This window comes from Serratia symbiotica (assembly GCF_000821185.2).
Classification (GTDB): Bacteria; Pseudomonadota; Gammaproteobacteria; order Enterobacterales; family Enterobacteriaceae; genus Serratia; species Serratia symbiotica.
Genome location: NZ_CP050855.1, coordinates 2,075,760 through 2,099,243, shown reverse-complemented (window position 1 = coordinate 2,099,243; position 23,484 = coordinate 2,075,760). Strand labels below are relative to the sequence as shown.

The 23,484-nt window shown below is 50.9% G+C and carries 16 protein-coding genes and 5 pseudogenes; 13 read left to right on the top strand and 8 right to left on the bottom strand.

The annotated features are described in order from the left end of the window. Positions 1 to 2: 2 nt before the first annotated feature. The 3 genes from cydD to trxB all read right to left on the bottom strand — a co-directional run bounded on the left by cydD (position 3) and on the right by trxB (position 3,096). Positions 3 to 1,769, bottom strand: coding sequence for a heme ABC transporter permease/ATP-binding protein CydD (cydD, locus tag SYMBAF_RS10510; protein ID WP_040265322.1), 1,767 nt, complete (start codon positions 1,767 to 1,769; stop codon positions 3 to 5). Further along, positions 1,769 to 1,963: a hypothetical protein gene (locus SYMBAF_RS10505; protein ID WP_146226712.1), complete on the bottom strand. Its 195-nt coding sequence runs from the start codon at positions 1,961 to 1,963 to the stop codon at positions 1,769 to 1,771. The genes cydD and SYMBAF_RS10505 overlap by 1 nt, the downstream gene beginning before the upstream one ends. Before the next feature lie 161 nt (positions 1,964 to 2,124). Beyond that, complete coding sequence (gene trxB, locus SYMBAF_RS10500; RefSeq protein ID WP_040265324.1) at positions 2,125 to 3,096, bottom strand: thioredoxin-disulfide reductase; 972 nt, start codon at positions 3,094 to 3,096, stop codon at positions 2,125 to 2,127. A gap of 555 nt (positions 3,097 to 3,651) precedes the next feature. Here trxB and lrp point away from each other — a divergent pair. The 6 genes and pseudogenes from lrp to serS all read left to right on the top strand — a co-directional run bounded on the left by lrp (position 3,652) and on the right by serS (position 11,206). Then, positions 3,652 to 4,146: a leucine-responsive transcriptional regulator Lrp gene (gene lrp, locus SYMBAF_RS10495; protein ID WP_040265326.1), complete on the top strand. Its 495-nt coding sequence runs from the start codon at positions 3,652 to 3,654 to the stop codon at positions 4,144 to 4,146. A 71-nt stretch (positions 4,147 to 4,217) separates the two neighbouring features. Further along, positions 4,218 to 4,823, top strand: a pseudogene (locus SYMBAF_RS18465) (DNA translocase FtsK 4TM domain-containing protein); the annotation flags it as partial. Positions 4,824 to 5,444: 621 nt separating this feature from the next. Next, a pseudogene (locus SYMBAF_RS18460) lies at positions 5,445 to 7,460 on the top strand (DNA translocase FtsK); the annotation flags it as partial. A gap of 186 nt (positions 7,461 to 7,646) precedes the next feature. Beyond that, the gene (lolA, locus tag SYMBAF_RS10485) at positions 7,647 to 8,258 is read left to right on the top strand and encodes an outer membrane lipoprotein periplasmic chaperone LolA (RefSeq protein ID WP_006708772.1); all 612 of its coding nucleotides are present in this window, start codon (positions 7,647 to 7,649) and stop codon (positions 8,256 to 8,258) included. Positions 8,259 to 8,265: 7 nt separating this feature from the next. Then, a complete protein-coding gene (locus SYMBAF_RS10480; protein WP_040265329.1) occupies positions 8,266 to 9,609 on the top strand; it encodes a replication-associated recombination protein A in 1,344 nt (447 codons plus the stop codon). A 304-nt stretch (positions 9,610 to 9,913) separates the two neighbouring features. Next, positions 9,914 to 11,206, top strand: a complete 1,293-nt coding sequence (gene serS / locus SYMBAF_RS10475; protein ID WP_040265331.1) for a serine--tRNA ligase — start codon at positions 9,914 to 9,916, stop codon at positions 11,204 to 11,206. A 376-nt stretch (positions 11,207 to 11,582) separates the two neighbouring features. On the opposite strand, the gene SYMBAF_RS17780 is transcribed toward serS, so the two are convergent. The 4 genes and pseudogenes from SYMBAF_RS17780 to SYMBAF_RS10455 form a co-directional block, all read right to left on the bottom strand. Next, positions 11,583 to 11,753 (bottom strand): hypothetical protein, encoded by a 171-nt coding sequence (locus SYMBAF_RS17780; protein WP_171840336.1) that lies wholly within the window; start codon positions 11,751 to 11,753, stop codon positions 11,583 to 11,585. Between the two features lie 254 nt (positions 11,754 to 12,007). Continuing rightward, positions 12,008 to 12,253, bottom strand: a pseudogene (locus tag SYMBAF_RS10465) (IS1-like element transposase); the annotation flags it as partial. Between the two features lie 385 nt (positions 12,254 to 12,638). After that, on the bottom strand, positions 12,639 to 13,808 hold the full coding sequence (locus tag SYMBAF_RS10460) for an MFS transporter (RefSeq protein ID WP_052447770.1): 1,170 nt from the start codon (positions 13,806 to 13,808) through the stop codon (positions 12,639 to 12,641). After that, positions 13,793 to 14,878 (bottom strand): HesA/MoeB/ThiF family protein, encoded by a 1,086-nt coding sequence (locus SYMBAF_RS10455; protein ID WP_052447771.1) that lies wholly within the window; start codon positions 14,876 to 14,878, stop codon positions 13,793 to 13,795. Before SYMBAF_RS10455 ends, SYMBAF_RS10460 begins: the two co-directional genes overlap by 16 nt. A gap of 936 nt (positions 14,879 to 15,814) precedes the next feature. On the opposite strand from SYMBAF_RS10455, the gene SYMBAF_RS10450 reads away from it, so the two are divergent. Next, positions 15,815 to 16,885 carry an integrase catalytic domain-containing protein gene (locus SYMBAF_RS10450; RefSeq protein WP_052447772.1) on the top strand — a complete coding sequence of 357 codons (1,071 nt, stop codon included), beginning with the start codon at positions 15,815 to 15,817 and terminating at the stop codon, positions 16,883 to 16,885. A 131-nt stretch (positions 16,886 to 17,016) separates the two neighbouring features. Next, on the top strand, positions 17,017 to 17,304 hold the full coding sequence (locus SYMBAF_RS10445; protein WP_152609121.1) for a hypothetical protein: 288 nt from the start codon (positions 17,017 to 17,019) through the stop codon (positions 17,302 to 17,304). 48 nt (positions 17,305 to 17,352) lie between these two features. Here SYMBAF_RS10445 and SYMBAF_RS10440 read toward each other — a convergent pair. Continuing rightward, a pseudogene (locus SYMBAF_RS10440) lies at positions 17,353 to 17,547 on the bottom strand (DDE-type integrase/transposase/recombinase); the annotation flags it as partial. Between the two features lie 285 nt (positions 17,548 to 17,832). On the opposite strand from SYMBAF_RS10440, the pseudogene SYMBAF_RS10435 reads away from it, so the two are divergent. From SYMBAF_RS10435 to SYMBAF_RS10415, 5 genes and pseudogenes are all read left to right on the top strand, one after another. Further along, positions 17,833 to 18,647, top strand: a pseudogene (locus SYMBAF_RS10435) (Gfo/Idh/MocA family oxidoreductase). Positions 18,648 to 18,681: 34 nt separating this feature from the next. Then, complete coding sequence (locus tag SYMBAF_RS10430; protein ID WP_040265333.1) at positions 18,682 to 19,611, top strand: substrate-binding domain-containing protein; 930 nt, start codon at positions 18,682 to 18,684, stop codon at positions 19,609 to 19,611. A 47-nt stretch (positions 19,612 to 19,658) separates the two neighbouring features. Beyond that, complete coding sequence (locus SYMBAF_RS10425) at positions 19,659 to 21,203, top strand: sugar ABC transporter ATP-binding protein (RefSeq protein ID WP_040265335.1); 1,545 nt, start codon at positions 19,659 to 19,661, stop codon at positions 21,201 to 21,203. Positions 21,204 to 21,223: 20 nt separating this feature from the next. Then, on the top strand, positions 21,224 to 22,243 hold the full coding sequence (locus tag SYMBAF_RS10420) for an ABC transporter permease (protein ID WP_149590809.1): 1,020 nt from the start codon (positions 21,224 to 21,226) through the stop codon (positions 22,241 to 22,243). Between the two features lie 98 nt (positions 22,244 to 22,341). Further along, on the top strand, positions 22,342 to 23,475 hold the full coding sequence (locus SYMBAF_RS10415) for a Gfo/Idh/MocA family protein (RefSeq protein WP_040265339.1): 1,134 nt from the start codon (positions 22,342 to 22,344) through the stop codon (positions 23,473 to 23,475). Positions 23,476 to 23,484 lie beyond the last annotated feature (9 nt).

Sequence of the window (23,484 nt, the reverse complement as noted above, 5' to 3'; positions counted from 1 at the left end):
GATTATAGATCTCCGCAACGATGGGCGTTCAGCTTGGCGAACAGCCCCGGCTGGGTGCTGAGCGTGGCGTAATCACCTTGCTGAACGATACGTCCGCTGTTCATCACCCAAATCTGGTCATAGTCTTTGGTATCTGCCAACTGATGGGTGACCAGCAGGGTGGTTTGCTGATGCGAAGCGGCGTTCAACGCCTGCATTACCCGCTGTTCGCTGTGGGCATCAAGGCTGGCGGCCGGCTCATCGAGTAACAGTAGCCTGCGCGGGCCGATCAACGCGCGGGCGACCGCGACACGTTGCGCCTGACCGACCGACAAACGAAGCGCGTTGTCGCCGACCTCAGTCTCCAGTCCCTGGGGCAAGAGAGGTAACAATTCGCTGACGTAGGACAGCTCTACCGCTTGCAGCAGTTGCGCTGCACTGGCTTGCGGATGCCCTAGCAGGATATTGGCGCGCAGCGTCTGCGCCGGCAAGTGTGGGTTTTGCCCAACCCAACTTACTTGCCGATGCCAGTCTTCGCAGGCCAGCTCGCGCAGTTCGATGCCGTTTACTGTCAGGGAACCACGATAGGGCAGGAAGCCAAGTAGCAGGTTCAGCAGCGAGCTTTTACCTGCGCCGCTCAACCCGACCAGTGCCACGCGTTGACCAGCATACAGGGTAAAGCTCAGTGGGCCGGCCAGCCGCACGCCGTTGGGTGACAAGATCTCCAGATCGAATGCCTGCAATGCCAGCGGCGTATCCGCCGCCAGTGTCTGCGTGCCGCCGCCCATCTGCTCACCCTCGGCACTGAGAAAGGTTTCCAACGCCTCCGCTGCGCCCACCGCTTGCGCTTTTGCGTGGTAGAAGGTACCGAGATCGCGTAGCGGTTGGAAGAACTCTGGTGCTAGCATCAACACAAAAAAACCAGAAAACAGCGTGACGCCAAGGCCGTAGCTACCGAAGTTAAGCTCGCCAAGGTAGGAGAAACCAAAATAAACCGCCAGCACGGCGATGGAGAGCGACGCGAAGAATTCCAGCACCGCTGATGACAGGAAGGCCAAGCGTAGCACCTCCATGGTGCGGCTACGGAAGTCTTCCGACGACTTGGCGATCTGCGCCGTTTCCGCAACTGCTCGGTTGAACAGGCGCAAGCTGTCCAGCCCACGCAGGCGGTCGAGGAAATTGCCGCTCAGCCGTGCCAACGCCACGAAATTGCGGCGGTTGGCATCAGCGGCACCCATACCGACTAACACCATAAACAGCGGGATCAGCGGTGCGGTGGTCAGCAGAATAGCACCGGCTGCCCAGTTGATTGGGAAGACAGTGATCAGGATCAGCAGCGGAATAAACACGGCCAGAGATATTTGCGGCAAATAACGGGAATAATAATCCTGCATGTCTTCAATCTGCTCGACAATGATACTGGCCCAACTGCCTGCTGGTTTATTCTGGATCCAGGCTGGGCCGAGCTGTTGCAACTTGTCCAGCACCTGCTGGCGTATGCGTTGGCGGATCACTTGGCCGCAGATGAAACCAACGCGCTCCCGCAGCCAGCTTAGCAGCGCACGCAGTGCGAAGGTGGTGGCTAGCCAGACAAAGGACGGGAGCAATTGTTCACGTGGGGTATGCGCGATGATCAGGGCATGCAGCAAGGCAGCCAACAGCCAGGTTTGTGCGACAATCAGAATGCCGCTTATCAGCCCCAACAGCATGGAAAGCCGCAGCCAACGCTGTGCCAACGAACCCTGGGTTTTAAGCCACTGGGTTAACTGCTGTTGTCTGGTTTTTTTCATCAGAATAGAGTCTGCACTGCTGGCACCTGTTTGTTACAAACAAGGTTATATGCTGTTAAAAAAGTGGTTGCCTCAACTTGAAGCGAACCAACAAAAGCTAATGTTACCCCGTCATCCAGCAGACCGAAAATAATAAAGTGGTCAAAATTCGCTGGATAAATAGCCTCAGCCACGCTGAGACGGCTTTTAGGCAAGAAATCCTGTTATCCAACGTCCGATGCGGCAAAATCCCGCTGCCGCTTGTCGCTTTTTCCGGCTTGGTGCCGTTAAACAGCGGGTTGGCAGCGGCGTGGATCTCATTGGAGGTAAATTCCCCCTTTGTCCTGCAAGCGTAGCCATTGAGATAAAGTCCGGGTTAGCGGACAACTGCGTCAGCTAAGCCATCCAAATAACGCTCTGCGTCCAAAGCCGCCATACAGCCAGTACCGGCTGAGGTGATCGCCTGGCGATAGATATGATCCATCACATCGCCTGCGGCAAACACGCCGGGAATGGAGGTTTGGGTCGCGTTGCCGTGGATGCCGGATTGCACCTTGATATAACCGTTTTCCAGCGCCAACTGACCACCAAAGATGCCGGTGTTCGGGCTATGGCCGATGGCGATAAACACGCCAGCCAACGCCAGCTTACGGGTTTCGTTTTCTATTTTGGTGCTGCGGATGCGTACACCGGTCACGCCCATCTCAGTGCCCAATACTTCATCCAACTTATGGTCAGTGTGCAGCACTATGTTGCCGCTGTTCACTTTCTCCATCAGGCGGTTGATTAGGATCTTCTCAGAGCGGAAGCTGTCTCGGCGGTGGATCAGGTGCACTTCAGAAGCGATATTGGACAGGTACAGCGCTTCCTCAACTGCGGTGTTGCCGCCACCGACTACGGCAACTTTCTGGTTACGGTAGAAGAAACCGTCGCAAGTGGCACAGGCGGAAACACCTTTGCCCTTGAAGGCTTCTTCAGAAGGCAGGCCGAGGTAGCGGGCAGAGGCCCCGGTAGCGATGATCAATGCATCACAGGTGTATTCACCGCTGTCGCCAAATAGGCGGAACGGGCGCTGCTGTAGATCGACGCGGGTGATGTGATCGAACAGGATCTCGGTGTGGAATTTTTCTGCGTGCTGACGCATACGCTCCATCAGGGCAGGGCCGGTCAGATCTTCAGCATCGCCTGGCCAGTTTTCCACTTCGCTGGTCGTCGTCAACTGACCACCTTGTTCCATACCGGTAATGAGTACCGGGTTTAGGTTGGCACGCGCTGCATAAACGGCGGCGGTGTAGCCAGCTGGGCCGGAACCCAGGATCATCAATTTACTATGTTTAGCCGTACCCATGAATGACCTCTTTTCCCACAATGGTGGATGGATGGCACCGATTGTAGGGAAAATGGTGCAGTAAAAAAAGCGTCAGTTGAGGTTGCAGACGCCAAGTATGGATAGTTACTGCCTGTGAATTCATTTTTGTCCAGATAATGATAAGCATCGCACACAGAAATTTAATTTATTGCATGGTTTTTGCAAGCCAGCGATTCATCACTAAAAATTGGGGGCTGACTTTTCGTGACGGTACGTTCTTCTGAATTTGCTTCTTTTGCTTTGACAATCCGCTACACATTTGCGAAAACATCACACGAAGAAGAAATTATCCCTGTAACGCCAGCAAATCGTACCTATTTTTGTTGTGCCATGGCGGCACCATTGCATGGTGGGAAGCGACGCGCAAGCGCTGACAGGTTTTTTCTCAACGTTAGCGCAGACTGTGTAGTGTGCAATAATAAAAGCAGCAAAACATATGCAGGTAACAGGTCTTCGCTTGAAACCCGCTCTAGACATATTGATGTTGGCTAAAGCGTTGCGAGCGCAAGGAAGAAAATAAGAGAGACAATAATAATGGCAGAGAATAAGAAACGCCCTGGCAAAGATCTTGATCGTATCGACCGCAATATCCTGAACGAGCTACAGAAGGATGGCCGTATTTCGAACGTGGAGCTTTCGAAGCGTGTGGGGTTATCTCCAACGCCCTGTTTAGAACGTGTGCGACGCCTTGAGCGCCAGAGTTTTATTCATGGCTACACCGCATTGCTTAATCCGCATTATCTGGATGCCTCCTTGCTGGTTTTCGTGGAAATCACGCTAAATCGTGGCGCGCCGGATGTGTTTGAGCAATTTAACTCAGCAGTGCAAAAGCTTGAAGAAATTCAGGAGTGTCATCTGGTTTCCGGTGATTTCGACTACCTGTTGAAAACCCGTGTGCCGGACATGTCGGCTTACCGCAAGCTACTGGGTGAAACACTGCTGCGTTTGCCGGGGGTTAACGACACCCGCACTTACGTGGTCATGGAAGAAGTTAAACAGAGCAACCGTCTGGTGATCAAAACACGTTAAGGTGCAAAACCTGATTAAATTGGTTACACTCCTGTTTATCCATACAGTTTCAGTGCCGGGGAAGCGCTTCGGTGCTGTTGCTATGCCAACTACAGGAACCTGGAGAGCCTTTTTTGAGCCAGGAATATACAGAAGATAAAGCAGTTACCTTGAAAAAACTCAGCAGTGGCCAGCGTTTGCTGGAGGCTGTGTTGATCGTAATAGCGGTTTTTGCCGTTTACCTTATGGTTGCGCTGCTCAGTTTTAATCCCTCTGACCCAAGCTGGTCGCAGACAGCGTGGCATGAACCTATTCGTAATTTTGGCGGTGGCATCGGTGCTTGGATGGCCGATATGCTGTTATTTATCTTTGGGGTGATCGCCTATGCGATACCGCCGATTATGCTGGTTCTGTGCTGGGTAGCCTATCGCCAGCAGCGTGGCAGCAGCGAGTATATCGACTATTTTGCGCTCTCATTGCGTCTGATCGGCACGCTGGCGATGGTGTTCACCTTCTGCGGCCTGGCCGCGCTGAATGTTGACGATCTTTATTACTTTGCATCCGGCGGTGTTATCGGTAGCTTACTCAGTAATGCCATGCTACCTCAATTTAGCGGTGTTGGTGCTACGCTGGTGCTACTTTGTATTTGGGCGGCAGGGGTGACGCTGTTCACCGGCTGGTCATGGCTGATGATCGCCGAGAAGATCGGCGGTGCGGTGCTGGGTGTTGCTACCTTTATGACCAACCGTTCGCGCCGCGAAGAACTCAATTACAGCGATGACAGTGGCTATGCCGTCGATGAGCCTAAACCCACAGTGCAAGGGGCGGCTACGCTAGATGACGATGTACTGTTATCCGCGCCTAAAGTCCTGGTGGAAACTGCCGAAGTGGCGGTGGCAGATTCTGGGGAGCCGCTGTTCAGCGGCATCTGCGCCAGCAATAACGAGGATGATGATAGTGAAGCTGCGCCGATTATTGTGCAGGCATCGCCGATGAGCGTTGAGCGGGCTTCGGTCAGCCAGCATCCGATGAACGTACTAGCGGAAAATACACTACCGCCGCTGTATTCAGTTGAGATCCCAGAGGAAACGCCAGCACCTAAGGTGGCTTGCACCGTTGATCCCTATCAGCACGCTGATGAACCACGATGTGACAACAATTTGCCGGAACCTGATGCAACGCTGCGGCGCGATCATTCGCCGTTTGATTTCTCCGCGCCATCACAGAGCAACGTCAGCAGTTCATTTGCTGATGCAGCGGACACGCTGTTTGGCAGCAAGAAATCTCAGGTAGCTGCGGGTGTCGCTAATACCTTTATGCCAGCCTTTGCCGCGACCAGCGATGGCAACCCGCAGGTCAAACAGGGCATAGGCCCTGAATTGCCCCGACCAAATCCGGTACGTATTCCCACCCGGCGCGCACTGGCGTCCTATGGTATCAAGCTGCCTTCGCAGCGCGCCGCCGAGCATAAACAGCGTCAGGGTGCGGTAGAGCCACCACAGCCTGACGCTGCTGACCGGCAACACGAAGACGGCCAGCAGCGCGCCGTGCTGCACCAGGCGTTCAGTGAACAGCAGCAGGCACGCTATGGGCAACATAAGCCTGCTGTGCAACCCCCTGCGGTAAGCCAAGTTGATACCTACAACGCTTTCAGTTTTTCCCCGATGGACGGTCTGGTGGACGATGATCCTAGCGAGCCACAGCTCAGTTTGTCACCCTCGTTGGAAGAGCGTACTGAACAGCAAAGTGATAGCCCTTGTGGTCAGTCTAAGCCTGCTGCATCACAACCTGAGATAGATAGCCTGATCCACCCGTTTCTGATGCGCAATGATATGCCGTTGCAGAAGCCGACTACCCCGCTGCCAACACTAGCTCTGCTGGCAGAAGCCCCGAAAGAGGTGGAACCGGTGGATTCCTTTGAGCTAGAACAAAAAGCACGTTTGGTGGAAGCTAGCCTGGCTGATTACCGGGTCAAAGCCGAGGTAGTGGATATTCTACCGGGGCCGGTGATCACCCGTTTCGAGCTAGATTTAGCACCGGGGGTCAAAGCCGCGCGTATTTCCAACCTATCGCGTGATCTGGCTCGTTCACTGTCAACCTCGGCGGTGCGCGTGGTTGAAGTGATCCCCGGCAGACCGTATGTAGGGCTGGAGTTGCCGAACACCAAACGTCAAACCGTGTATCTGCGAGAAGTACTGGATTGCCCAGCATTCCGCGACAATCCGTCGCCATTGTCTATCGTGCTGGGTAAAGATATCTCTGGCGAGCCGGTGGTAGCCGAACTGGGCAAAATGCCGCACCTGTTGGTGGCAGGTACTACGGGTTCAGGTAAATCAGTCGGGGTCAACGCGATGATCCTGAGCATCTTGTATAAGGCGACGCCGAAAGAGGTGCGCTTTATCATGATCGACCCAAAAATGCTGGAGCTGTCAGTCTACGAAGGTATACCGCATCTGTTGACCGACGTAGTGACCGATATGAAAGATGCCGCCAATGCATTGCGCTGGTGTGTGGCGGAGATGGAACGCCGTTACAAGCTGATGTCTGCATTGGGCGTGCGTAACCTGGCTGGCTACAACGAGCGCGTCGATCAGGCTGAAGCTATGGGCCGCCCGATCCCAGATCCATTCTGGAAACCGACAGATAGCATGGACATCACACCACCTGTGTTGGAGAAAGAGCCTTATATCGTGGTGATGGTTGACGAATTCGCCGATCTGATCATGACAGTCGGCAAAAAAGTCGAAGAACTCATTGCCCGTCTGGCACAGAAAGCGCGTGCGGCGGGTATCCACCTGGTGCTGGCGACCCAGCGTCCGTCGGTGGATGTGATCACCGGCCTGATCAAGGCTAATATCCCAACACGTATTGCTTTTACCGTATCCAGCAAGATTGATTCGCGTACTATCCTTGACCAAGGCGGTGCCGAATCGCTGTTAGGGATGGGGGATATGCTGTATCTGGCACCGAACTCCTCAATTCCGGTACGCGTGCATGGCGCATTTGTGCGTGATCAGGAAGTGCACGCCGTGGTTAAGGATTGGAAAGCGCGTGAGCGTCCCCAGTATAAAGAGGGGATACTCAGTGGCGGTGAAGAGGGTGAAGGGAGTGCAGGCGGCATGGAGGGCGATGACGATCTTGATCCGCTGTTTGATCAAGCGGTGGAGTTCGTGGTGGAAAAGCGCCGTGCCTCCATCTCCGGCGTTCAGCGCCAATTCCGCATTGGCTATAACCGCGCCGCGCGTATCATCGAACAGATGGAAGCGCAGGGTATTGTCAGCGAGCAGGGGCATAACGGCAACCGCGAGGTACTGGCACCACCACGGCAAGACTGACGCACGTCTAACCACTGTGATTCAATTATAAAGGGCCGCTAAGCGGCCCTTGTGCAAAGAAGTGTAACCCCTGGCTTTTGCTTGTAATAGGTGAAGTGGCTTCGGATAGGGTAACGGTGGTTAGGGGTAATTTGGCTCGCACGGCACCGCCTTGCGGTTAACGTATTTCATAAGGTATCTGGAATAATGAAAAAACTGTTAGTGGCCTGCTGTCTGCTTTCGGGATTTGCGTCCACCTCCGTGCTGGCTGACGCCACGCAGGATTTGCAAAATCGTCTGGCTAAAGTGAACAGCTTCCACGCCCACTTCTCTCAGACTGTCACCAGTAGTGATGGCGCTGCGGTTCAACAGGGCGCAGGCGAACTGTGGATAAAACGCCCGAACTTGTTTAATTGGCACATGACCTCGCCGGATGAGAGTGTGTTAATTTCCGATGGTCAGACCCTATGGTTCTATAACCCATTCGTTGAGCAGGTGACGGCGACCTGGCTGAAGAATGCCACCGGCAAGACACCGTTCATGCTGATCACCCGCAACAATGCCAATGATTGGAAACAATACCAGGTTAAGCAGAAAGGCGATGATTTTGAGCTGACGCCAAAATCCAGCAGCGGTAACCTGAAGCAGTTCGCCATTACTGTGACTCATAGCGGCACTATCCGCAGTTTCGCTGCGGTGGAGCAGGATGGGCAACGCAGTACCTATGTGCTGAAAAGCCAGCAGGACGTTTCTGCCGATGCCACCAAATTCACATTTATCCCGCCACAGGGGGTGACGCTGGACGACCAGCGTCAGTGAGGCACCAGTGAGTAATCTGTCGCTTGATTTTTTCCAAAATGAGTTCCAGCCGTTGGCCGCCCGCATGCGGCCGACCACGTTGGTGCAATATATTGGCCAGCAGCATCTGTTGGCCGCTGGCAAGCCGCTGCCACGCGCCATTGAAGCCGGGCAGTTGCACTCGATGATTTTGTGGGGCCCACCCGGCACCGGGAAAACAACGCTGGCAGAGTTAATCGGCCGTTATGGTCAGGCGGATGTCGAGCGCATTTCCGCTGTCACTTCCGGCATTAAAGAAATCCGCGAGGCGATCGAGCATGCACGGCAAAACCGTAGAGCTGGCCGCCGCACTATCCTGTTTGTTGATGAGGTACACCGGTTCAATAAAAGCCAGCAGGATGCTTTTCTGCCACATATCGAAGACGGCACCATCACCTTTATCGGTGCGACCACCGAAAACCCCTCATTTGAACTCAACTCGGCATTGTTGTCGCGCGCCCGCGTTTATCTGCTAAAGGCGTTGGCTGCTGGGGACATCAGCCAGGTACTGGATCAGGCGATGAACGACAGTAAGCGTGGCTTAGGTGGCCAGAATATCGAATTGCCGGAAGAGACGCGCCGTATGTTGTCGGAACTGGTGGGGGGTGACGCGCGCCGGGCGCTGAACAGCTTGGAAATGATGGCTGATATGGCGGAAATCGACACCAAAGGGATGAAAGTACTGACGCCCGAACTGCTGAAAGAGGTATTGGGTGAACGCAGTGCACGCTTCGACAATAAAGGGGATCGCTATTACGACCTGATCTCTGCATTACATAAATCGGTGCGCGGTTCGGCACCAGACGCCGCACTGTACTGGTATGCACGTATTATCACTGCTGGCGGTGACCCGCTGTACGTGGCGCGCCGTCTGCTGGCGATTGCCTCTGAAGATATCGGCAACGCCGATCCGCGCGGCATGCAGGTGGCGATCGCCGCCTGGGATTGTTTCACACGCGTGGGGCCTGCGGAAGGCGAACGCGCCATCGCACAGGCAATCGTCTACCTGGCCTGTGCGCCGAAGAGCAATGCGGTTTATACCGCCTTCAAAGCGGCGATGCGCGATGCCAGAGAACAGGCTGATTACGATGTGCCGGAACATCTGCGCAACGCGCCGACCAAGCTGATGAAAGCGATGGGGCTGGGGGCTGAGTACCGTTACGCCCACGACGAAGCCCACGCCTACGCTGCCGGTGAGAGCTATTTTCCGCCAGAAATGGTCAATACGCGTTACTATCAACCGACCTCTCGTGGGTTGGAAGGTAAAATTGGCGAGAAGCTGGCATGGCTGGCTGAACAGGATCAAAATAGCCAGACAAAACGCTACCGCTAGCGTTGCCGTTGCGGTAAGGTTAGCGGGTATCACTCTTCCTTGAGATGGCGATAGATCAGCCGTATATACCCTAAATAATTCGAGTTGCAGGAAGGCGCAAACGCTGTTCAAATCGGTCAGGAACCGATTTGAACAGCGTTTGCGCTGGCTGCAGGCTTAACCCCAAGGATGAGGTTTATTCATCCCCAGAAGCTTACACTGTTAAGTGACTGGAGTGAGAGTGGAAAGCTAGCGCACAGGCAACTTGAAGCGTAATGGGTATAAAACACAAACTTTCTTTCAATAACATAAGCACAGGATTAGCATGCTCGATCCCAATTTGCTGCGTAATGAGCGAGACGCAGTCGCCGCCAAACTGGTTCGCCGAGGCTTTAAACTCGATCTGGATCTGCTTCGTTCGCAGGAAGAACGCCGCAAAGTTCTACAGGTTAAAACTGAAGCGCTGCAAGCAGAGCGTAACTCCCGATCGAAATCCATCGGTACGGCCAAAGCGCGCGGAGAAGACATTGAACCGCTACGTGGCGAAGTGAATGAACTGGGTGAAAAGTTAGACGCCGCCAAGACTGAGTTGGATGCGTTGCAGCGTGAAATCCGCGATTACGCTTTAACGCTACCGAACCTGCCTGACGATTCTGTACCGTGTGGTAAAGATGATAGCGAAAACCAGGAAATCAGCCGCTGGGGCGAGCCGCGCCAGTATGATTTCGCCGTGCGCGACCACGTCGATCTAGGGGAAATGGCTGGGGGGCTGGATTTCGCCGCAGCAGTCAAGCTCACTGGATCGCGTTTTGTGGTGATGAAAGGGCAGATAGCCCGTATGCACCGTGCGCTATCGCAGTTCATGCTGGATCTGCATACTGAACAGCACGGCTATCTGGAAGCCTATGTCCCCTATCTGGTTAACCATACCACGCTGTATGGCACGGGTCAGCTACCGAAGTTTGGTGAAGATCTGTTCCACACCCAGTTGTTGGAAGAAGAGTCCGACAACAGCAATTATGCACTGATCCCAACCGCAGAAGTGCCATTGACCAACCTGGTACGCGACGAGATCCTGGAAGAAGGATCCCTGCCGTTAAAGATGACTGCGCATACGCCATGCTTCCGAGCTGAGGCCGGCTCTTATGGCCGCGATACCCGTGGGCTGATCCGTATGCACCAGTTTGATAAAGTTGAGATGGTGCAGATCGTGCGTCCTGAAGATTCGATGGCGGCGCTAGAAGCAATGACCGGCCATGCTGAGAAAGTGTTACAACTGCTGAACCTGCCGTATCGTAAAGTGTTACTGTGCACCGGTGATATGGGTTTTGGCGCATGCAAAACCTACGATCTGGAAGTGTGGTTGCCAGCGCAGAACACCTACCGCGAGATCTCGTCCTGCTCCAACATGTGGGATTTTCAGGCACGGCGCATGCAGGCGCGCTACCGCAGCAAAACCGAGAAGAAACCGCGTTTGGTGCATACGTTAAACGGCTCTGGCCTGGCGGTGGGCCGCACGCTGGTTGCGGTGTTGGAAAACTACCAACAGGCCGATGGCCGCATTCAGGTGCCCGAAGTGTTGCGTTCTTATATGGGGGGGGGGGAATTTATCGGCTGAAAAGCGCCTATAAATAATGCTATACCCTAAATAATTCGAGTGGCAGGAAGGCGGCAATGCTGTTCAAATCGGTCGGTAACCGATTTGAACAGTGCTTGCGCTGGGCCGCAGGCCGAACCTCAGGGATGAGGTTGATTAATCCCCAGGCGCTGATACCGTATTACCGCGATCGCTTAGGCGATCACTGAACTCGATAATAAAATGACACATCGCCAGCCGCACCGAGTCATCTGTCGGAAACACCTGCCTTTTTTGCTTGCCGTGCAAATTAGGCTGATCGTTGGCTGTTTGTTATGACTGCTGCGCTGGCGCTGATATTGCTGAAAAAATAAAACACTCGCCTATGCTGCTGGTTTTCGCATTGGGTCGCAATGGTTCAATACATCACTTTATGGCTGTAGCTCTCAAGGATGGCTTTGAGGTTATCCATCGTATCGGGCTTAGGTGGCTGTACGCCGTCTAATGTGTACTTTTCACCCATTACTTCCCATTTGTGCTTGCCCAGTTGGTGATAAGGCAGCAGTTCTATTTTCTCGATGTTGGTCATGTTTTGGGTAAACTCACCCAGCATATGCGCTGACTTGTCATCGTCTGACCAGCCCGGCACAATGACATAGCCAACCTATGAGTGCTGATTGCGCTTTGCCAGGTAGCGAGCGCATTCCAACATGCGCCAGTTAGAAACGCCAACCAAGGCTTTGGTGGATATCGTCGTTCGTCTGTTTCAGATCCAGCATCCACCAAATCGGTGGCATCCAGCAGTTCGTCGATCACCAGGTCATAGCGGCGGATAAAGTCGTTGGTGTCTAAACAGGTGTTGATACCGACTTTTGGCGTTCTTGCCGTATCCCGAATGCCTGCGCCGTTAAAGGCCATATCAACGATTAGCCCTTTAACCCCCGGTTTTCTGGCCTGATAAGTGTAGGTCAACTGGAATACAGAACAGCATTCACGACAAAGGAAACAGCTTTGGCCTTTAGGATTTTGACTATGGCGATAAACCAAAGCAGAATCACAACGGGGACAATAAACATTAACGCAAGCCAAGAGTAAACCTCACAAGGTTGCATTGTAGATCAAATTCAACCAATTGGAGTCATTACCCCCCCAGCGGTTGATGGCAGACAGGCTGATATTCATCGCCTTCGCGGCCTCTGAATAAGTGTAATTCTGGTCGAGGATCTCTACCAGGGGGCTGATGCTCAGTGGAACGAAAACTCACGTTTAGGCGAGAAAACTGTCTGAAAAATCGATTAACAGAAATACGTGTACACTATTTGCCATTTTACGATTTAAAAGATGCCATTTTATCCCTGTTTTTAACTGTCCTTAGTGTTCTGATTTATCGGACAAAAATCCTTTGCGTGTTAAACCGTTCCGTTGAGCGTCACGCCCCTTGACGTAATTTATTCACTGCTTAACACATTTCGCCTCATTCTCTGTTGTCTGTTGGAGTAATGATGTATTTGATGCAAAAAAACATGGTGAGGATGAGGATAAGATTAAAGTTCACACCAAGTTTATTAATGAGTATTGCAGAAATGGGCATTATAATAAACATGACTATCTTAGATAATACAGCGAGTGAAGATAGTAATGTGGACCTAATATCTCTTGGTGTATTTTCTACTAACTGAGAGAGACTTAGGCTGGCAAATGTAGACATAGTGAAGAAAATCGAACATAACGATGGTAAAGTTAAAATTGGATAATACATGCTGATAACAGAAAAAGATCCAGATAAAAGCAACGAGAAAGATAAAGTTATTTTTAGCACTAGTTTGTTTTTAGATCTCTCTATAGCAAGCCCTGCAAGAGATTGCGACATTAGAATTGCGAAAAATACAACGCCGAGTAATATCTTTTTATCAAGAAACTCTGAACTGTAGGTCATCATGACCTGCCAATATTGAATTAGTATTTGTAAGAACATAGAAAAAACAATGTTGATAAAAATAAAGTTTTTAGTATCAGACTTCTTACCAAAAACTGAAGTCATGATATTATTTAAAGTCTCTTTTAGAGTTGCGGAATTACCAGATTTATTGAGGTTGTCTTTTGGTAGGAAAAGAGAGGATATGAAAACTAAAAACATAAGTGCAGCAGAAATATACCAGACATTAATATTATTCTGTGAGTAAAGAACAGCCCCGACAAGAGAGAAAATTCCCATGAAGAAAAAATGATTTTTCTGATATCGTGAAAAAATTTTCTCAGCGATTTCATTTTTATCATTATTTTTAGAAACATCATAAAGATATGAATTAAAAGTTCCTGACATTAAGCCTAAAGATAAAGCATTGAAAAATTCAGCAACCAAAAAACCATAAAAGTGATCGCTTGCCCCTGTGAGATATAACCATATAGAAGCGCAAAAAGCACTAAGAGTAATGGAAAACTTTCTGCTGTATTTATCAGAAATGTGAGATAGTGGTATATCCACAAATACAATCACGGCAGCTTGGAATGATTTTATCCATCCAATTTCAGTCAGTGTCAACCCATGGTCGAGGAGATATACAACAGAAAATGCGCCGATAAGAATTCGGACGCACCCGAATGAGATCCCAACACCATTAACTAAACTTACCGATTTTGACATACTATACATTCTTCATTTATCGAGAAATCTTGTGTTTCTAACTTAAGCGTTAGATCGTGAAAACCAATTCTTTTATTAAGCGATGATATAGATTTTGAACCTGCAAGATAGCGTATGATGTCGCTCGTTGCCAATGCCGACGCCGTAGCATTTATTGGTGGAAAGGTAGCACTTTTGAAATCTTGGTTTAATTTTCTTAAACGATCTTCATTACTATTGAGATTTTTATCCTTACCTATTAGCCCAATGCGTAGGCTACCACATGCATAACAACCTGTTTCTCCTGGAATAACAAATGGACCCCAAATTGCTATATCGTTCATGTAGCCGACATTTATAAATGTCTTTTTGTTTTCAACACAAAAAATATTTACAAGATTTACTATACCTGATGAATCAGCAGAGACAATGATAATATCTGACTCTGGTATTTCTTTAAGATCATCTATGGTGTTAATATGAGTATCAAAAGTATGTATCCGACAGTGTGAGTTTCTTTCACGTAAACGCTTGGCAAGAACATCTACCTTTCGAGCGTCAATATCATTTTCATCAAAGAGTATTTGTCTGGTAAGATTGGATAGTTCAATATGATCGCCATCAACTAAATTGATTGTTCCAATGCCGTTAGTAGCTAGTGCGGCACCAATATGGTTGCCTATTCCACCACACCCGAGAATAGTTACTCTTGATTTTTTTAGGGATGTTTCCACATCTTCTGGAGAAAGCCCAATGCTTTGATAGTAGTATAGGGAACGGTTGTAACGACTTGTTGAAATTAAATCGGTATCTTTGATTATGAAATTATTATCGAGAAGGAATTGGAGTGTTCCAGGATTTGATGAATTTTCATCATATTCCCGAAGCTTTTGTAAAGTAGGACGTCTCCGGGCAAGCTCTGATAGATTGATAATGCATTGCCACATGAACTGCGATTCAATAACTGTCTGTTTAGAGCCTACGCCAATAAGTCGAGTGTCACCTAGCTCCTGAAAGATAACATATCTTCCTAGTGAATAAATATCATTCAAAGTAGTACCCTTATAAGTTAAATATAGGTTGGGTGGCATGATGGCCACCCTTATAGCTTAGTTATTTAATCCGCCAATCATGATGTTCTCCTTAATATTAATAATTTATTAAAATTTAGAAAAGTGACGTGAATGATAAAGGTCACTTAACAAGGAAGATAAAAACATGGAAAACTAATTGCGTCAACAAAAAAAATACTGCCTCACATTAAGATTAAGATGAATTAATTGAGGGTGTTTTTTTGGTGTGAAAAAACTTTGATTGCTATCTTAAAAAACTCTCTGATTTAAATGGCATTTAGACGAAATTATAAGAAGATTTTTGTAAGAAGTTCACAAAATCGTGTTGGGATCTAATTTTTGAAAATTTACATAGGTGATAGCTTATTTTTTAGTTTAATAGGATTCGATCCTAATCTTATTTTTTTATTAAACAATAAACGCAATGAGGTTTTTTTCTTAGGTATTACAGTTAGATATGTGAAGGTGATTTATGCATCAAAAATAATTCACGAATAGAAAAAAGAAAGGAAAAAATAATATCCATCCAGTTTTTTTCTATACTTATCAATCGCCTGTATTCCTTTGTGTGGTTTTTTAGCTTGTTTTTTATGCTGAATGTACTTCTAATAACTTCCTTAAGATTACTTAAATTTTTTCCTGCCCCCTTCGGCTCCTACCCCGTACAGGCAGCGTCGTCAGCCCCACTGCGTCAGCCGCCCGCACGGAGTCGTGATCTTATCCGCGTAATGTGGACACGCTCGCTATGCGAGCGTCTGGTATTCAAACTGTTCCGCGCTGAGTCCGCCACAGGCGCTGTGGCGGACTCAGCGATTGTAATATTACCCCGTCCGACGCATTGACTCAGCATTTTTGTTACCGAACACACACTGTTGCCTCATTGAAATTGTTACTTTGGTGAGGTGACAAATAACCAGCCAAAGGTGCACCTGTGAGCAATGCATTGTTTTGCCAATGGACACCCGTCTTCAGTTGCTACGGGCGCTGAAAACACGCTATCAAGCTGCCATTAAAGCCGAGAAAACCCGAATTCTCGAAGAGTTCATACTGGTCAGTGGGTATCATCGCAAGTCAGCAATCCGGCTACTGAATGGTACCGTCACCAATGGCAGCCAACAGCGGCGCTCAGCCCCGACTCGTTCTGTTTATGGTGCAGCCGTTCAGCAGGCTCTGTTGGTTCTTTGGGAGGCTTCAGACCGTTTATGCGGCAAGCGTCTCAAGGCTTTACTACCCCAGCTCATTCCGGCGATGGAAAAGCATGGTCATCTCTGTCTGGATCCGGCACTCCGCGAGCAGGTGTTGAAAGTCAGTGCATCGTCAATCGATCGCCTGTTGAAAGAGGCGCATACCATCGCCGGTAAAAAGCGTAACCGGGTGGTTAATTGCGTCAGTAAAAGTATCCCGGTCAGGATGTTCACTGAGCATGAACGCCATTCACCGGGGTTTATGGAGATGGATCTCGTGGCACACTGTGGTCGCCATCTCTCCGGTACCTTTTTGTGGACGCTATCGCTGACAGATATCGCCAGCGGATGGACAGAATGTGTGGCGCTGCCAGCACGTAATGCTGAGTTGATCATCCGGGCCGTTGATAAGGTTCAAAAGAGTCTGCCATTCCCGCCTCTCGGCCTTGATGTTGATAATGGTGCTGAATTTATCAACGAAGCCTTATTTGAATACTGTTCTGCCAGATGTATCGCGCTGACGTGTTCCCGCCCATACCGGAAAAACGATCAGGCCTGGATAGAGCAAAAAAATGGTTCTGTGGTCAGAAAGCTGGCGGGATACGGCCGTCTTGATGGTGAACATGCAGTAAAAGCGATGAACCAGATGTATATGGCTAACCGATTATTTATTACTTTTTTTCAACTATCGTTCAAACTGCCGGATGCACAACGCATTGGTGGGAAAGCGGCCCGCAGGCATGATGCCCCTAAAACACCCTACAATCGCCTGATCGAGCTTCATTCCTTGCGTTCTGAACTCCGGCACCATTTTGACGTATTCATGCTTTTGACCCACTGAAATTACTGGAAAATATTCGTCTTTATCAATATCAGTTAGCGTGAATAGCTGTTGGGGATCCGGTTGGGGACAAAAACAGCGACTTAACCGCGTTCTTACAGGGACTCTCTACAGCATGGCAGGAAGGTGCTGTGAATCCCCTTCATCATCCGGCACCATCGAAGCCCCGTCACTGGCGAACCCGGGTGGATCCCTTCGCGGATGTCTGGAATGAAATAGAGGTCTGGCTGAGAAATGAACCTCAGTTAGGCAGTACAGAATTACTGCTCAAACTTGATGACGAATACCCTGGTAAATTTACTGAAGGTCATCGTAGAACGCTGCAACGCAGGCTGCAGGAATGGCGGACCAAAGTGGTCAGAGAACTGGTCTATGGAACTCGTGCTGATGGTAAAATTTTATGTGAAGCACAAAAGTAACATTAATTGATGAGGCAACACGCTGGCCAAGGTAGTTGACGTCTAATCTGCGCTCATACTCCTGCGCAGATTATGTCGTTTCAGCAACACCTGATATTCCGCTGAGCAGTACTGACCACCACGGTTGGTATGGACAATGACATTTTCCGGACGTTTACGCCGCCAGAGTGCCATTTGCAGCACATCACTCGCACGTTGGGCTGTCATTCGCGATGACATTGACCACCCGATGACGGCACCGGAATGTTCATTTCATTTATCTCTTCATGGTTCTCCCTCTTGTGACGTGCGCGCTCTCACGCGCAGCTCCCTCATCTAGTACTGTTCCAATTTGCTAAATTTTGTGATTTTGGCATCAAAAAGAATCTTATAAATCATCAAAATGTTAACTAAATGGCAAAAAATGAATTTTTCATCTTGTATTGAAATGAAATAAATTCTTTATTTAAGGGGTTGTCATCCAACTGCACGCAGAGTTGGGGGAATCTGGCACATGACCCAACAATTGTGCCAATATCGGGAGCCGCTATGTTTAACATTGCTTTACTGGGAGCCGGCCGCATCGGCCAGATCCACGCCGCGAATATTGCCGCCCATCCATACTCCCCCCTCTGGGCGGTTGTCGATCCAAACGAAGAAAACGCCGCATGCATTGCCAGCAAATACCAGGCACGCCAACAGAGTATGAATGAAGCAATGACCGATCCTAACGTTTATGCGGTGATGATTGCCTCGGCGACAGAGACTCATGCCGACCTTATCGCACTCGCCGCAAAGCACGGCAAAGCTATCTTCTGCGAAAAGCCGGTGCCCCTCGATCTGGTCCGTGTGCGTGACTGCTTGAAAGTGGTGAAAGAGCATAATGTTTCACTCTTTATTGGTTTTAACCACCGTTTTGACCTGCAGTTCCGCAAAGTGAAAAATGAAGCGGTGCAGGGGAGCATCGGCAAACCGGAATCTTTGGTGATTATCTCCCGCGATCCGTCTCCGCCATTGGCTGAGTACGTGCGTGTTTCCGGCGGTATATTCCGTGATATGACGATCCACGACTTCGATATGGCGCGTTTCATTATGGGTGAAGAGCCAGTGTCAGTAGTATGCTCAGGGCAGCAACCTAAAATCAGGTTGAACACTTCAGCGCCAGCAGCTGTAACAGCGCGCTGCCTGAACACTTCTTCCTCCAGCGCTACAAAGATGCTTACGCCGCTGAATGGCAGCACTTTATTGCCGTCCTGTGCTGCGAGACCAAACCTGAGTGCAGCGGCGAAGATGGTGAACGCGCCCTGTACCTGGCCGACAAGGCGCTGGAGTCACTGAGTAGCCAGCGTGAAGTTGCTTTGTAACTTTCAATGACCCTACACACATTAAGAGAGAATCATGAAAAAGCTCATCTTCGCCACCCTCATTGCCCTGACTACGGCTCCGGCGCTGGCTGAAAACGAACAAATTGTTTTTAGCACTCCGAACCTGGCGATGCCGTTTGAAGTTCATATGCAGCGTACCGCCGTGAAAGCCGCCAAAGAGATGGGCGTCAGGCTGCAAGTACTCGATAGCCAGGGCAGTTCGCCGAAGCAGGTGGCAGACCTGGAAAACGCCATCACTGGCGGCGCTCTGGGGTTTATCGTTTCGCCGAATGACGTCAACGCTGTATCCAGCGCGGTAGGTGAAATTCAAGATGCCAAACTGCCGGTGGTCACCCTCGACCGTTCGGTTACCAGCGCGAAAAAGGTGCCGCACTTCGGCGCGAACAACTACAAAGGCGGCCTGGCGGTGGCTGACTTCGTGAAGTCAAAATTTCCTAACGGCGCGAGGATCATTCTGCTAACTGGCCAACCGGGTTCTTCCTCCAACATTGAACGCACTAAAGGGATCCACGACGGCCTGAAAGCCGGTGGTAATAAATATAAGATCGTCGCCGAACAGAGCGGCAACTGGATGCGCTCTGAAGGGATGCGCATTGTAGAAAGCGTGCTGCCTTCGCTGCCGAAAAAGCCACAGGTGATTTTGTCGGCAAACGACGATATGGCGCTGGGGGCTATCGAAGCGCTGCGGGGGCAAAGCCTAAAGCCGGGTGAAGTGATGGTGACCGGTTTTGATGCGGTGCCAGAAGCGCTGGCGCGAGTACGTGACGGCTGGCTGGCGGTGACTGCCGATCAGCGTCCTGGCTTCGCAGTAAAAACCTCGATGAGCCAGTTGGTTGCCAATATCCGTGAGAAGAAGGCGATCACTGGAGCCGACTACGCACCGACGATGATCACTAAAGATAACCTCGATCAAGCAGAGCGCATCGGCGAAGCCGGTCAATAAGCCTGACTATGCCCGCCTGTGGGCGGGCGCTACAGAGGTACAGTCTGATGTCGCAACCCTTACTGAAAGTGATCGACCTGGCGAAAAGTTTCTCCGGCGTGTGGGCGTTGAGCAGCGCCCAGCTCACCGTTGAGCAAGGAGAGATCCACGCTCTGCTGGGGGAGAACGGCGCGGGGAAATCTACGTTACTAAAAGCGCTGGCTGGAGCGCAGCCGCAAACACGTGGTGAAATCTGGTTTAACGGCGAAACGCTTGGCCAAGAGGATTCACCGGTAGAGCGCCAAAACAAAGGCATCATTACCATCTACCAGGAATTTAACCTGTTGCCGAATATGACGGTGGCAGAAAATATGTTTCTTGGCCGCGAGCCGTGCCGCCGCCTGATTGTTGACAGCAAAGCGGTAAACCAGAAAGCGCAGGTCATTTTGGACTATTTACAGCTTAACGTTGCGCCGACGACAACCGTAGCACGGCTTAGCGTGGCACAGCAGCAGATGGTGGAGATTGCCCGTGCGCTGACGCTTAACGCCAAACTAATCATCATGGATGAGCCTTCTGCTGCGCTCAGTGATAGTGAAGTAGAAAGCCTGCACCGCGTGGTACGCGAACTTAAAGGCCGCTGCGTCAGCATTATCTACGTTACCCACCGCTTGCACGAAGTATTCCAGCTGTGCGACCGCTTTACGGTGTTCCAGGATGGCCGCTATACCGGTTCCGGCAACGTTGCCGGGAGCAACGTCGAGCAGATTATTCGCCTGATGGTGGGGCGCGACGTAGTGTTTAACCGCCGCGATCCAAGCCTCACGCATCATGAAGATAAACCCGTTTGCCTGTCCGTGAAGGGGTTAAGCCGCGTGAAGCCGCCGCTCGATCCGTTTGGTATCGCGCTGGAAGACATTAGTTTTCATGTTCACACCGGGGAAATACTTGGCATTGCCGGCCTAGTGGGCGCGGGGCGTACCGAAGTGGCACGGTGCCTGTTCGGGGCGGATAAATTCACCACTGGCAGCTTTGAATTGGACGGTAAACCTTATCAGCCACAGAACCCAATGCATGCGCTGGATCAGGGCATCGCGCTGGTGCCGGAAGACCGTAAAAAAGAGGGGGTAGCGCTTGGATTGTCGATTCGCGACAACCTGACGCTTTCCAGTCTTTCATCGCTGCTGACGTGGCGCTATTTCATTAGCCCGCGTAAAGAGGACACGCTAATTGAGTTCTACCGTCAGGCGCTGCAAATCAAGATGGTTAACGCCGAGCAGGAGGTGCGTAAGCTCTCTGGCGGTAACCAGCAAAAGGTCATTCTGGCGCGTTGTATGGCGCTTAATCTGCGGATACTGATCGTTGATGAGCCTACGCGCGGCATTGACGTGGGAACCAAATCTGAAGTTCATCAGGTGCTGTTCGAAATGGCTAAACAGGGGGTTGCGGTGATCGTGATATCTTCGGATCTGCCGGAAATCCTTGCGCTGTCCGATCGGATCATCACACTCAGCGAAGGGCGCGTGACCGGTGTACTGCACGGCGATGATGCCAATGAAGAACGGCTGATGACCCTCATGGCCATTGACCATAACGCCTTAAGCGCCGCATAACGAGGGAGCCCATAAAGCAGATGATATCCAAAACCCATGGCCCGTCGCAGCATGCCTCGTGCTTCGATCCCATCACCTTTTTCGAACGCTTCGGGATTCTGATCTTTATGTTCTTATTGCTGATCTTTTTCCAGTCGCAGAACAGCAATTTCCTAACTGAGCGTAATATTTTCAACATTCTGACTGAGGTTTCTATCTATGGGATCATCGCAGTAGGTATGACGTTCGTCATCCTCACTGCCGGCATCGACCTTTCGGTTGGTTCGATACTTGCCGTCTGCGCGATGACTGCGGCTTATGTGATTAAGGGTGACAACTTCACCACCGTTGATCCTAATGCCTGGGGCGGCTTTAGCTGGCTATTAGGACTGGGGATCTGTCTGGCACTTGGAACGATTATTGGCTTCATTCATGGTCTGGGCGTCACTCGCCTGCGCCTGCCTCCTTTCATTGTCACCCTGGGCAGCATGACCATCTGGCGTGGTCTGACGCTGGTTATCAACGATGGTGCACCGATTGCCGGCTTTGATGCAGGCTACCGTTGGTGGGGGCGCGGTGAAATGCTAGGCATCTCGATTCCTATCTGGATCTTCGCCATTGTTGCCATCCTGGGCTATCTGGTGCTGCACAAAACTCGCTGGGGGCGCTTTATATATGCCATCGGAGGCAACCCTGAGGCGGCACGCCTCGCTGGGGTCAACGTCAAGCGCGTACTGGTTAGCGTATATGTGGTGATTGGCTGCCTTGCCGGGCTGGCGGGGTTTGTGCTCAGCGCTCGTCTGGGCAGTGCCGAAGCGGTGGCCGGGATCTCCTTTGAACTGCGGGTGATTGCCTCGGTGGTGATCGGCGGCACTTCGTTGATGGGCGGCTACGGGCGCATTAGCGGCACCATCATCGGCGCAATCATCATGGGTATCCTTATTAACGGGCTGGTGCTGATGAATGTATCGGCTTACTACCAGCAAATCATTACCGGGCTGATTATCGTGCTGGCGGTGGCGTTTGATACCTACGCTAAAAACCGTCGCGGGGCGCTTTGAGGTGAATTTCGCCCTCAGGTTAACAACTTTTTTCTCCCTCTCTCTCTTTGGGGAAGAGATATGGGGGGAGGATCAGTTTACGAATTCAGGAATAGCAGATGAAACAGGTCAGAATTGGTTTAATCGGCACTGGCTACATTGGCAAAGCTCACGCCATTGCCTACGCTCAGGCACCAACGGTATTTGATCTACAAGGTGAACTGGTATGCGAAATGGTGGCGGAGGTAACCCCAGAGCTTGCGGCAAAACGTGCCGCAGCCTTCCGCTTTAAACGCTCTACTGGCGATTGGCGCGAGCTGGTGGCCGATCCAAATATCGATGTAGTGGATATCTGTTCCCCGAACCATCTGCATAAAGAGATGGCGCTGGAGGCGATTCGCCACGGCAAGCACGTCTATTCGGAAAAACCGCTGGCGCTCAACGCCCGCGATGCAAGGTTGATGGTAGATGCGGCCGAGCTTGCTGGGGTAAAAACGCTGGTTGGCTTCAACTATATAAAGAACCCGACTGCGCAGTTGGCAAAACAGATCATCAAGCGCGGCGAGATCGGCGAAGTGATCCACTTTTACGGTACCCATAACGAAGACTATATGGCGGATCCTCTTGTGCCGATCCACTGGCACTGTTTCAAAGAGATGGCCGGTCTGGGCGCGCTAGGCGATCTGGCGGCGCACATCGTCAACATGGCGCAGTACTTGGTTGGTGATATTCGCGAGGTTTGTGGCGATCTGAAAATTGTGGTGCCGCAGCGCCCGGCTTCCGCTGGCAGTAGCGAAAATATTGCGGTAGAAAATGAGGATCAGGCCCATGCCATGGTGCGCTTTGAGGGCGGTGCGCATGGCATGATTGAAACCTCGCGTGTTGCCAGCGGCAGAAAAATGGGGCTGACGTGGGCGATCACTGGCACCAAAGGCGCAATGAGCTTTACTCAGGAGCGCATGGCGGAACTAAAGCTTTATCTGCAAAGCGATCCTGAAGAGCGCCAGGGATTCCGAACTCTGCTGGTTGGCCCGGCTCACCCTGATTACGGCTCGTTCTGCATGGGCGCAGGGCATGGGATCGGATTTAACGATCAAAAAACGGTGGAAGTGCGCGATCTGATCAACGGCATCGCCGCCGACGTGCCGCTGTGGCCAGATTTTGCAGAGGGCTGGAAAGTCTCGCGCATCCTCAATGCTATAGCCCTATCTCACCAACAGGGGCGATGGGTAAACGTATCTGACGTTGTCTGAGAACGAAGC